This window comes from Micromonospora sp. KC207, assembly GCF_004348615.1.
Taxonomy (GTDB): Bacteria; Actinomycetota; Actinomycetes; order Mycobacteriales; family Micromonosporaceae; genus Micromonospora.
This window is the reverse complement of sequence record NZ_SMKJ01000231.1, coordinates 1-11,821: the sequence shown is the minus strand read 5'-3', so window position 1 is coordinate 11,821 and position 11,821 is coordinate 1. Positions and strand designations below refer to the sequence as shown.

Here is an 11,821-nt window from a genome sequence, read left to right as displayed (position 1 = left end):
GGTGGCGGGGAACGCGGCGGGCCCCGCCACCGGCGACCCGGTGGAAACCGGATCGCGGGGACGGGGCCCGTCGTCTTCAGCGGCGGCTCCTCGCCGGACGCGTCAGCCGCGCCCGGCCGGAGTCGTCACGGGGTCACTTGCCGCCGGCCAGCTTTTCCCGCAGGGCGGCGAGCGCCTCGTCGGTGGCCAGGGTGCCGGCCGGCTCCTCGGCCGGCCGGCTCGGGGCCGAGCTGGTCGAGGTGGTGGTGCCGCCGGTCGACACGGCCGGAGCCGGGTTCGCGGCGGCCTCGGCGTCGGCGGCCCGGGAGGTCTGCACCTGCTTGGTGTGGGCCTCCCAGCGCTGACGGGCCTCGGCGTACTGGTTCTCCCAGGTCTCGCGCTGCTTCTCGTACCCCTCGAGCCACTCGCCCGTCTCCGGGTCGAAGCCCTCCGGGTAGATGTAGTTGCCCTCGGCGTCGTAGGTCGCGGCCATGCCGTAGAGGGTCGGGTCGAAGTGCTCCTCGCCCTCGACGAAGCCCTCGTTGGCCTGCTTGAGCGACAGCGAGATCCGGCGGCGCTCCAGGTCGATGTCGATGACCTTGACCATGACCTCGGAGCCGACCTGGACGACCTGCTCCGGGATCTCCACGTGGCGCTCGGCCAGCTCGGAGATGTGGACCAGGCCCTCGATGCCGTCGTCCACCCGGACGAAGGCGCCGAACGGCACCAGCTTGGTGACCTTACCCGGCACGATCTGCTGGATCGCGTGGGTGCGGGCGAACTGCCGCCACGGGTCCTCCTGGGTCGCCTTCAGCGACAGCGAGACCCGCTCGCGGTCCAGGTCGACGTCCAGGACCTCGACCTCGACCTCCTGGCCCACCTCGACGACCTCGGACGGGTGGTCGATGTGCTTCCAGGACAGCTCGGAGACGTGCACCAGGCCGTCCACGCCGCCCAGGTCGACGAACGCGCCGAAGTTGACGATCGAGGACACGACGCCCTTGCGGACCTGGCCCTTCTGCAGCTTGTTGAGGAACTCGGTGCGCACCTCGGACTGCGTCTGCTCCAGCCAGGCCCGGCGGGACAGGACCACGTTGTTGCGGTTCTTGTCCAGCTCGATGATCTTGGCCTCGAGCTCGCGGCCGACGTACGGCTGCAGGTCACGCACCCGCCGCATCTCGACCAGGGACGCGGGCAGGAAGCCGCGCAGCCCGATGTCGAGAATGAGACCACCCTTGACGACCTCGATGACCGAGCCGCGGACGACGCCGTCCTCGTCCTTGATCTTCTCGATCGTGCCCCAGGCCCGCTCGTACTGCGCCCGCTTCTTGGAGAGGATCAGACGACCCTCCTTGTCCTCCTTCTGGAGGACCAGGGCCTCGATGTGGTCACCGACCGAAACGACCTCGGCCGGGTCCACGTCGTGCTTGATCGACAACTCCCGAGAGGGGATGACACCCTCGGTCTTGTAGCCGATGTCGAGCAGGACCTCGTCCCGATCGACCTTGACGACGGTGCCTTCGACAATGTCGCCGTCGTTGAAGTACTTGATGGTCTCGTCGATCGCGGCGAGGAAAGCCTCCTCGGAACCGAGATCGTCGTGGGTGACCCGGGTGGCGCTCGAGGGGGCCTCGATGCTGCTCGTCATGTGGGCGGTTGCTCCGGTCGGATGGGTTGTCACAGCAGGCTGGTGTCGCGGTGACCTGTTCGCGCCAGCGGATCCGTCGCCGGGCACACCGAACAATCACTAGTGAGGTCCTGATGTGGCTCCGTCTGGAACTCCGCGACCGCGCGCCTTCTCCCTGCCGAGGCACGCGACCCGCGAGCGCATCGTCTAGCCTACCGTGCGCATTACCACAGCGTGCAAGCCCCGGGACAAGTGATCCAGCCCGCTTTCGCGACGGATCATGACGTTCACCCGCATAATGGCGTTTTCCCGGCAAGAGGCGGCCGGCCGACGCCGCCCAGCCGCGACATGGTGCCCATCGGCCCGGGTCACGGGGCGGTGGGACGCCAGGCCACGAAGATGGCGGTCCCCGGGAACAACCGGCCGCGCAGCGGGCTCCACTGGCCCCAGATCTCCTCGTGCCCCGGCGGCCACTCCGGTTCGACCACGTCGCAAAGGACGAAGCCGGCGGCCGTCAGCTCGCGGACCCGGTCACCGAAGGTGCGGTGCGCCTCGACGTAGGCCGGCACCCCCGACGAGTCCTCCTCGACGTACGGGCGGCGGTCGAAGTAGGAGTGCACCGCCATCAGGCCACCCTCACCGGGGTCGTCCAGGAACACCCAGCGCATCGGGTGCGTGACGGCGAAGACCCACGACCCGCCCGGACGCAGCACCCGGAACACCTCGCGCATGAGGGCTGCGGAGTCCGCGACGAACGGCACGGCACCGAAGGCCGTGTGCACCGTGTCGAACGTGTCCGCCCCGAACGGAAGCGCCAGGGCGTCGGCCTGCACGAGCGGCACGTGCACGCCGGAGCGTTCGGCGGCCAGCCTGGCTTGTCGCAACATGCCGGCAGACAGGTCCAGCGCCGTCACGTCCGCCCCTTCGCCGTCCAGCCAGCGCGAGCCCGCAGCCGCGCCGCAGCCCAGCTCCAGCATCCGGGTGCCCTTGACGTCGCCGAGCAGCCGCACGTCCGCCTCCCGCAGGCCCTCCGGGCACCACACGAGGTCGACATCTCCGAGGAAAGTGCCGTGTTCCTCCTGGTAGCTGTCGGCATCGTGGTCCCACCAACGGCGGCTCGCCGTTCTGCCCTCAGCGTCGGACACGGCACGACGGGTGACGGCGGGTTCGGGATGTGCTGGGCGCTCGTCCATCCTGGTAACGGTACGGATCGGGCTGGTCGGCAAGGCATCAGGTGCCGAGGGTGATCAGGGGCGAGCCGTTCGAGCCGCCCCTGACCGCGCGGGCGCACCGGCCCTGGAGCCACTCCGGAGGTCGTGCTGGCCTCCAACTGCCCACCGCTTGGCGACCGCCCCCTTCGCGACGGGGGGGTGTACACCGCAGAACCCCGGGTAGCCAGGGCGCATGGCCGAACAGAGGGAATTCCGCGCAGGCGACCACGTCTCCTGGGCCAGCCACAGCGGGCGGGCGTACGGCGTGATCCGCGAAAAGATCACCGAGCGCACGCACGTGCGGGGCCACACCGTGAACGCGTCACCCGAGCAGCCGCAGTACCGCATCCGCAACGACGACTCGGGGCGGGACGTCGCCCACCGGCCAGAGGTGCTGCGCCATGAGCGGGAATGACGGCGAGCCGCACGGGGACACCTACCGGGAGTTCACCGAGGCGGTCAACATGCGACCCGGCGAGCTGTCGACCTGGCTGGAGACCGACGAGTCGAAGCACGTCGGCTGGCGGAAGAAGGGCACCGCCGGCGGCGAGTCGGTGGGGCACTCGTCCGGCCGGCGGATCGTCGACCTGCTGCGCCGCAAGCGCTCCGAGCTGACGGAGGCCGACTACCGGCACATGCGCAAGGTCGTCGGGTACGTGCACCGGCACCTGGCCCAGCGGCCCTCCGGCGACGTGCGGGACACGCGGTGGCGCTGGTCGTTGATGAACTGGGGCCACGACCCGCTGCGGTGAGCGAGCCTCGCCCCACGGCAGGGCCGGTCAGTGGTCGGCGCTGTTCCAGTCCCGGCCCTGCCCGACGGAGACCTCCAGCGGCACCGACAGCGGGTACGCCTCGCCCATCTGGCTGCGCACCAGCGCCTCCAGGGTGTCCCGTTCGTCGGGGGCGACCTCGAAGACCAACTCGTCGTGCACCTGCAGCAGCATCCGCGAGCGCAGCCCGGCCTCGCGCAGCCCGGCGTCGACGCGCAGCATGGCGACCTTGATGATGTCGGCCGCCGAGCCCTGGATGGGAGCGTTGAGCGCCATCCGCTCGGCCATGTCCCGCCGCTGCCGGTTGTCGCTGACCAGGTCCGGCAGGTAGCGGCGGCGGCCCAGGATGGTGGAGGTGTAGCCGTCGTGCCGGGCTCGGGCCACCACCTCCTGGAGGTAGTCGCGGACCCCGCCGAACCCGGCGAAGTAGTTGTCCATCAGTCCGCGCGCCTCCTCGGCGGTGATGCCGAGCTGCTGGGACAGGCCGAACGCGCTCAGCCCGTACGCCAGGCCGTAGTTCATCGCCTTGATCTTGCGCCGCTGGTCGGCCGTGACCTCGGCGACCGGCACCCCGAACACCGACGAGGCGGTGGCGGCGTGGAAGTCGTGGCCGGAGTTGAACGCCTCGATCAGCTTGTCGTCCGACGACAGGTGCGCCATGATCCGCATCTCGATCTGGCTGTAGTCGGCGGTGAGCAGGCACTCGAACCCCTTCCCCACGACGAAGGCGCGGCGGATCCGCCGGCCCTCCTCCGTGCGGATCGGGATGTTCTGCAGGTTGGGGTCGGTGGAGGAGAGCCGGCCGGTGGCCGCCACGGTCTGCTTGAACGTGGTGTGGATGCGACCGTCCTCGGAGACCGACTTGAGCAGGCCGTCGACGGTCGTCTTCAGCTTCGCCACGTCCCGGTGGCGCAGCAGGTGCTCCAGCACCGGCAGCGGGTTCTGCGCGTAGAGCCACTGCAGGGCGTCGGCGTCGGTGGTGTATCCGGTCTTGATCTTCTTGGTCTTGGGCAGCCCCAGCTCGCCGAAGAGCAGCTCCTGGAGTTGCTTGGGCGAGCCCAGGTTGAACTCCCGCCCCACCGCGGCGTAAGCGCCCTGCGCGGCGGACTTCACCTCGCCCGCGAAGTGGGCTTCCAGCTCCTGGAGGTAGTCCAGGTCGGCGGCGATGCCGACCCGCTGCATCGCGGCGAGCACCTCGGACAGGGGCAGCTCCACCTGTGCCATCAGCCGGGCGGACTGCTCGCCGTCGCGGGACAGCTCGGCGTCGATCGCGTCGGCCAGGTCGAGGGTGGCCCGGGCCTGGAGCATCAGATTCTGCTCGGCCTCGCCGTCGTCGCCGAGGCCGTCGAAGGTGAGCTGCCCGGTCTCCGGGGCGTCGACCCGCAGCTCGCGGTGCAGGTAGCGCAGCGCCAGGTCGGTCAGGTCGTAGGAGCGCTGATCGGGGCGGGCCAGGTAGGCGGCGAGCTCGGTGTCCCGGGCGACGCCGGCCAGGGACCAGCCGCGGGCGGCGAACGCCAGCCGGGCGTGCTTGCTGTCGTGCAGCACCTTCGGCCGCGCCGGGTCGGCCAGCCAGGCGGCCAGGGCCCGCTCGTCGGACTCGGCCAGCTCCGCCGGGTCGAGCCACGCCGCCGGGCCGGTGGCCAGCGCGAGGGCCAGGGCGTCGAGCTGCGGCTCGTAGCGCTCGCGGGGGTCCCTCGGCTTGGCCGGCGTCTTCACCGCCACGCCGACCTGGGTGCCGGCGGGGGCGTGCGCGGCGAGCCAGGCCGTCACCCTGCCGGGCTCGGTGAGCCGTTCGGCGGCCAGGTCGAACCCGGCCTCGGCCTCCGGCTCGACGGCCTCCAGGTACTGGTAGAGCCGGTCGCGCAGGATGCGGAACTCCAGCGTGTCGAAGACCTGGTGCACGGCCTCGCGGTCCCAGCCGGCCCAGCGGGCGTCCTCGGGGCGGATCGGCAGCTCCAGGTCGGAGACGAGGCAGTTGATCTCGTAGTTGCGGATCACGTCGGCGAGCCGCTCGCGCAGGCTCTCGCCGGCCTTGCCCTTGATCTCGTCGGCGCGGGCCACCACGCCCTCGACCCCGCCGTACAGGTTGATCCACTTGGCGGCGGTCTTCGGGCCGACCCCCGGCACGCCGGGCAGGTTGTCGCTGGTCTCGCCGACCAGCGCCGCCAGGTCTCGGTAGCGCTGCGGGCTCACGCCGTACTTCGTCTCGACGGCGGCCGGGTCCATCCGGGCCAGGTCGGAGACGCCCTTGCGGGGGTAGAGCACGGTGACGCTGTCGCCGACGAGCTGGAAGGCGTCCCGGTCGCCGGTGGTGATCAGCACCGACATGCCCTGGTCGCGCGCCTGCCAGGCGAGGGTGGCGATGACGTCGTCGGCCTCGTACCCCTCCCTCTCCACCACCGGGATGCGCAGCGCCGCGAGGACCTCCTTGACGAGGCTGACCTGGCCCTTGAAGTCGGTGGGGGTTTCGCTGCGGCCGGCCTTGTACTCCGCGTACTTCTCCGTGCGGAAGGAATGGCGGGAGACGTCGAAGGCCACGACGATGTGGGTGGGCTGCTCGTCGCGCAGCACGTTGATCAGCATCGAGGTGAAGCCGTAGACGGCGTTTGTCGGCTGCCCGGTCGTGGTGGAGAAATTCTCCACCGGCAGGGCGAAGAACGCCCGGTATGCCAGGGAGTGTCCGTCGACGAGGAGCAGGCGCGGCGTCGTAGCTGTCACGGCAGCGACTCTAGCCCGTACGCCCGACATCCCCGCCGCGCGGCACGGCCCGCAACGGCGGCAGCCGGCCGCCCCGCGAGGGGAACGACCGGCCGCCGGCGGTGCGCGTCAGGCCACGCCGAGGTACGCCTCCTTGACCGCCGGGTCGTGCAGCAGCTCCTGGCCGGTGCCCTCCTTGACGATCCGGCCGGTCTCCAGCACGTAGCCCCGGTGGGCGCGGGACAGCGCCTGCTGGGCGTTCTGCTCCACCAGCAGGATCGTGGTGCCCTGTTCGTTGATCCGGGTGATGATCTCGAAGATCTGCTGGATCAGCTTCGGCGCGAGGCCCATCGACGGCTCGTCGAGCAGCAGCAGCCGGGGGCGGGCCATCAGCGCCCGACCCACGGCGAGCATCTGCTGCTCACCGCCGGAGAGGGTGCCGCCGGCCTGCTTACGCCGCTCGGCCAGCCGGGGGAACAGGTCCAGCACCATGGCCAGGTCCTTGGCGATCTCGGCCTTGTCCCGGCGGGTGTACGCCCCCATCTCCAGGTTCTCCAGCACCGTCATGCCCGGGAACACGCCCCGGCCCTCCGGCGCCTGCCCGATCCCCCGGGTCACCCGCAGGTCGGCCCGCATCCGGGTGACGTCGGTGCCGTCGAAGACGACCGAGCCCTGGGCCACCGGACGCAACCCGGAGATCGCCCGCATCGTGGTGGTCTTGCCCGCGCCGTTGGCGCCGATGAGCGCGACCACCTCGCCCTCGTTGACCACCAGGCTGATCCCGTGCAGCGCCTGGATGCGCCCGTACAGCAGGGTCAGGTCCTTGATCTCAAGCAGCATCGGTCGGCACCCCCAGGTACGCGGCGATCACCTTCGGGTCGTCCCGGACCTCGGCCGGCAGCCCCTCGGCGATCTTCTTGCCGAACTCCAGCACGACGATCCGGTCGGTCACGCCCATCACCAGCCGCATGTCGTGCTCGATCAGCAGCACGGTCGTGCCGTTGTCCCGGATCATGCGGATCAGGCCGAGCAGTTCCTCCTTCTCCGCCGGGGTGAAGCCGGCGGCCGGCTCGTCCAGGCAGAGCAGGGCGGGGTCGGTGGCCAGGGCCCGGGCGATCTCCAGGCGGCGCTGCTCGCCGTACGACAGGTTGCGGGACAGGTCGTTCGCGCGCCGCTCGATGCCGACGAACCGTAGCAGCTCGTACGCCTTCTCCCGGCCCTCCCGCTCCTCCTGCCAGTGCCGCGGCAGCCGCAGCATGGCCGAGATGACGCTGGTCCTGTGGTGGACGTCCGCGCCCACCATCACGTTCTCCAGCGCCGTCATCTCGGGGAAGAGCCGGATGTTCTGGAACGTCCGGGCGATGCCGGCCTTGGTGATCCAGGAGCGCCGCTTGCCGTTGGTCCGCTGGCCCTTGAACCGGATCTCGCCCTCGGTGGGCCGGTAGACGCCCGTCATCGCGTTGAAGCAGGTCGTCTTGCCGGCGCCGTTCGGGCCGATCAGACCGAGAATCTCCCCCCTGTACAGGGTGAAGTTGACCTTGTCGAGGGCGACCACGCCGCCGAAGCGCAGCGTGACGTCGTCGACCTCCAGCAGCGGCTCCCGCCCTGCGGCGTCCGGCCCCGCCGGGGTCGCCGCCGCCGGCGCGCCGGAGCCGGGCTCCGGCGGCACGCCGACCGTGCTGCGGCCGTCGGCGGTGATGTCGCGGTCGCTGCTGGCGTCGCGTTCGCTCTTCATCTGCGGATCACTCACTGGGCACCTTCTCCTGCGGAACCGCCTCCTGACGCCGGTCGGCGAACTCCGCCGCCCGCCGCCGGTTGGGCACGATGCCCTGCGGGCGGAAGATCATCATCACGATGATGACCAGACCGAACACGAGGATGCGGTACTCGGCCGCGTCGAACTCCACCCCGACCAGGTCGCCGACGCCGCGCAGCCACTCCGGCAGGTACCAGGTGATCGCGCCGCCGACGATCGCGCCCTTGATGTTGCCCGCCCCGCCCAGGATGACCGCCGCGAGCACCAGGATGGAACTCTCCAGCACGAACTGGTCCGAGTTGATGAACGTCTGCTTGCCGGCGAAGACGGCGCCGGTGAGGCCGGCCACCGCCGCCCCGATGGCGAACGCCCACAGCTTGTACTTGAACGTCGGCACGCCCATGACCTCGGCGGCGTCCTCGTCCTCGCGGGTGGCCACCCAGGCCCGGCCGACCCGGCTGTTGGCCAGGTTCCGCACCAGCACGATCACCAGCAGGATCAGCGTCAACAGCAGCCAGTAGTAGGGTCGCGCGTCGACCACCCCGAACAGCGGCTTGCCGTCCGAGCCGGTGCCCGGCGGGTGCGGGATCGCCGGGATGCCCCGCTGGCCCTGCAACACGCCCTCGTTGCGGGCGGCGTAGAGCCGGATCATCTCGGCGAAACCGAGGGTCACGATGGCCAGGTAGTCGCCACGCAGGCGCAGCGTCGGGCCGCCGAGGATCACGCCGGAGATCATCGCGACCATGACCGCGATCGGGACCGCCGCCAACCACGGCCAGTTCGTCCCCAGCCGGCTCTCCGGCGAGGTCAGCAACGCCACCGTGTACGCGCCGAGCGCGTAGAAGCCGAAATAGCCCAGGTCGAGCAGGCCGGCGAAGCCGACCACCACGTTGAGCCCGACGGCCAGCAGCACGAACACGGCCGTGTCGAACAGCACCCCGGCGAAGTCCGACCGGGTGGTGTAGAAGGCGAAGTACTCGCTGCCGATGGGGAAGCCGAGGTACTCGTAGAACCACCTGTTCGGCAGGATGTAGAGCAGGACGATCAGCGCCGCGATCGCGGCCCAGCGGACCTGCTTCGGCATCGCCGCCCAGCGGCCCTTGAGGGCCGGGGAGCGGCCCTTGTCCACGGTGGCGGTCATGCGCGCGCCCTCCCGAGAGATTCGCCGAGCAGGCCGGTGGGCCGGAACATCAGCAGCACGATCAGCAACACGAAGCCGGTGAAGTCCTTCCAGTCTCCACCGAACAGGCCGGCGGCGTAGTTTTCCGCCACCCCGAGCAGCAGGCCGCCGAGCAGCGCGCCGCGCAGGTTGCCGATACCGCCGAGGACCGCCGCGGCGAATGCCTTCAGCCCGATCAGGAAGCCCACGTTGAACTTCGTGTAGCCGTACCGGACGTTCCACAGCAGGGCCGCGACGCCGGCCATCAGGCCACCGAGCACGAAGACCAGCAGGATCACCCGGTTCTTGTTCACGCCCATCAGGGCGGCCGTGTCCGCGTCCTGGGCCACCGCCCGGATGCCGCGGCCAAGCCGGCTGCGGTTCACGAACTGGTCCAGGCCGATCATCATCACCAGCGTGACACCGAGGATGAGCAGCTGGATGTTGGTGACGGCCGCGCCGAACACGGTGAAAGCCGTCTCGGCGGGGATCAGCGTCGGCATACCGAACGGCGCCCGTTCGGTGCCGATGCCGAAGGACTCGGCGAGCACGAACGACGCACCGATCGCGGTGATGAGGAAGGCCAGCGGCGGTGCGTTGCGCCGCCGCAACGGCCGGTAGGCGACCAGCTCCACGGTCACCGCGGTCGCCGCCGAGGCGACCGCCGCCACGACCAGGCCGGCCACCAGCGCGAGGATCAGCGGGCCGAGGGCCGGCGAGGGGGAGTTCTGGTCGTAGCCGAGGGCCTCCCAGGTCCACAGGGCGGTGAACGTACCGACCATGAAGACCTCGGAATGGGCAAAGTTGATCAGGCGGAGAACGCCGTACACGAGGGTGTACCCGAGGGCGACGAGCGCGTAGATCGCGCCCTGTTCCAGCCCGGTGATGGTCAGAGCCGGGAAGTTCCCGAGCAGCTCATCGAAGTTCAAGTGGGGCTCCAACTGTGCGGTCAAACGAGGCGGCCGGGAGGAGCACTCCCGGCCGCATCGTCTGTGTCCCAGGCGGGACCGGCGGACCGGTCAGGCCTTCGGGATCTCGATGTCCGGAACGACCTGGCCCGCGTTGACCTTGAACGCCCAGACCAGCACCTGGGCCGGGTCCAGCTCACCGTTGGGCTCGAACTTGTACGTCACACCGGTGGCGGTACCCGCCTTGTTGTAGGACTTCACGAACGCGAGCAGGTCCGCCCGGGTGGACTTACCACTCTTGATGCCCTCGAGGAAGATCTTCGTGATGTCGTACGACACGTCGGCGTAGGTGCCCGGCTCGGCGTTCTCGAAGGCCGACTTGTAGTCGGTCACGAACGTGCCCTTGGCCGCGGTGGCCGGGGCACAGGGGCAGGTCAGGACGGTGCCCTCGGCGACCTGCTGGCCGGCGACCTTGATGAAGTTGGCGTCGTTGACGCCGTCGCCGGCGACCATCGTGCCCTTCCAGCCGGCGCCCTTGAGCTGCTTGAGCAGCAGGCCCGCCTCGGTGTAGTAGCCACCGAAGAACAGGACCGTCGCGCCGCTGCCGACGATCTTGGTGACGACCGCGGAGAAGTTGGTCTGCTTGACCTGGACCTTGTCCTCGCCCGCGACCGCGCCGAGGACCTTCTTGACCTCGTCGACCAGGCCCGCGCCGTACGCCGACTGGTCGTCGACGACGTAGACCTTCTCGGCCTTCATCACGTTCTTGATGTAACGGCCGGCAGCCGGGCCCTGTGAGGTGTCGTTGCCGACGCCCCGGTGGAAGATCTTCCAGTTCTTGGTGCTCAGGCTCGGCCGGGTCGCCGACGGGGTGATGATCGGCAGGCCGGCCTCGTCGAAGATCGGGTCGGCCACCTCGGACTCGCCGGAGAACGCCGGGCCGATGATGCCGACGACCTTGGTGTCGCCCACCGCCTGCTGGGCCAGCGCCGGGGCCTTGGCCGGGTCGCCCTGCGAGTCGTACTCGGCGAGGTTGACCTTGCAGTCCGCGTTGTCCTTGTTGTACTGGTCGATCGCCAGCTTGGTGCCGTTGCGCATGTGGATACCGAGGCCCGCGGCGTCGCCGGTGAGCGGGCCGAAGAAGCCGATCTTGAGGTCGCAGGCGGCCTTGTCGCCGCCACCCTCCGTGCCACTGTCGGCCTTACACGCGGCCGCGCCACTGATAACGAGCGCGCTGATGGCAACGCCACCCAGCACCCGTGCGAGCTTCTGCCTCACGGCTCGTACCCTCCTCAGTCCGAAGGCTCGACCACCCGCCGCGACTTGGGAATTGGACCTTGCGGGGAATGGACGAACCGACCGCGTACCCGGTCTGGGGCGGGACGTTATCCCACCAGCGGGGCACGCCGTAAGACCTAGAAAGCGGGGTTGACCTAACCGTTACGTTGAGTGGCCAGATTCGCCGAAGTGCTGTAACACACACCGCGACCCATGGCCGAAACCGGACATCGGACACTGGCCGGAAACAGACCGGTGGCAGGCTCAGCCGGGCCCGTCCGGCACCCGCGCCGCCCACAGCCGGGCCCCCTCGGCACCGCCGTCGACCAGCAGCAACAACCCGCCGCCCGACCCGGCCACCGCGACCGACCGGTCCGGTGCCGACGGCAGCGGCACCGGCACCTGCACCGGTGACCACGCGCCACCGTCCGTAGAG

Annotated in this window: 9 protein-coding genes and 1 pseudogene; 2 read left to right on the top strand and 8 right to left on the bottom strand. The window is 70.2% G+C overall.

Features of this window, described 5'->3' with window-relative positions:
- Positions 1–133 precede the first annotated feature (133 nt).
- On the bottom strand, positions 134–1,627 hold the full coding sequence (gene rpsA, locus E1258_RS24140; RefSeq protein WP_132405150.1) for a 30S ribosomal protein S1: 1,494 nt from the start codon (positions 1,625–1,627) through the stop codon (positions 134–136).
- Between the two features lie 347 nt (positions 1,628–1,974).
- Complete coding sequence (locus tag E1258_RS24135; RefSeq protein WP_132405148.1) at positions 1,975–2,799, bottom strand: class I SAM-dependent methyltransferase; 825 nt, start codon at positions 2,797–2,799, stop codon at positions 1,975–1,977.
- A gap of 211 nt (positions 2,800–3,010) precedes the next feature.
- Between E1258_RS24135 and E1258_RS24130 the strand changes: the two genes are divergently transcribed.
- On the top strand, positions 3,011–3,232 hold the full coding sequence (locus E1258_RS24130; RefSeq protein ID WP_036372518.1) for a DUF2945 domain-containing protein: 222 nt from the start codon (positions 3,011–3,013) through the stop codon (positions 3,230–3,232).
- Positions 3,219–3,566, top strand: a pseudogene (locus tag E1258_RS24125) (DUF3140 domain-containing protein); the annotation flags it as partial. The gene E1258_RS24130 and the pseudogene E1258_RS24125, both read left to right, overlap by 14 nt.
- Positions 3,567–3,596: 30 nt before the next feature.
- Here E1258_RS24125 and polA read toward each other — a convergent pair.
- The 6 genes from polA to E1258_RS24095 all read right to left on the bottom strand — a co-directional run bounded on the left by polA (position 3,597) and on the right by E1258_RS24095 (position 11,385).
- A complete protein-coding gene (gene polA, locus E1258_RS24120; RefSeq protein WP_132405144.1) occupies positions 3,597–6,305 on the bottom strand; it encodes a DNA polymerase I in 2,709 nt (902 codons plus the stop codon).
- Between the two features lie 108 nt (positions 6,306–6,413).
- Positions 6,414–7,124 carry an ABC transporter ATP-binding protein gene (locus E1258_RS24115; protein ID WP_132405142.1) on the bottom strand — a complete coding sequence of 237 codons (711 nt, stop codon included), beginning with the start codon at positions 7,122–7,124 and terminating at the stop codon, positions 6,414–6,416.
- Positions 7,114–8,019, bottom strand: a complete 906-nt coding sequence (locus E1258_RS24110) for an ABC transporter ATP-binding protein (protein WP_371688676.1) — start codon at positions 8,017–8,019, stop codon at positions 7,114–7,116. Before E1258_RS24110 ends, E1258_RS24115 begins: the two co-directional genes overlap by 11 nt.
- 7 nt (positions 8,020–8,026) lie before the next feature.
- Positions 8,027–9,181: a branched-chain amino acid ABC transporter permease gene (locus tag E1258_RS24105; RefSeq protein ID WP_036372522.1), complete on the bottom strand. Its 1,155-nt coding sequence runs from the start codon at positions 9,179–9,181 to the stop codon at positions 8,027–8,029.
- Complete coding sequence (locus tag E1258_RS24100) at positions 9,178–10,128, bottom strand: branched-chain amino acid ABC transporter permease (RefSeq protein WP_036372524.1); 951 nt, start codon at positions 10,126–10,128, stop codon at positions 9,178–9,180. Before E1258_RS24100 ends, E1258_RS24105 begins: the two co-directional genes overlap by 4 nt.
- Positions 10,129–10,218: 90 nt before the next feature.
- On the bottom strand, positions 10,219–11,385 hold the full coding sequence (locus tag E1258_RS24095; RefSeq protein ID WP_132405140.1) for a branched-chain amino acid ABC transporter substrate-binding protein: 1,167 nt from the start codon (positions 11,383–11,385) through the stop codon (positions 10,219–10,221).
- Positions 11,386–11,821 lie beyond the last annotated feature (436 nt).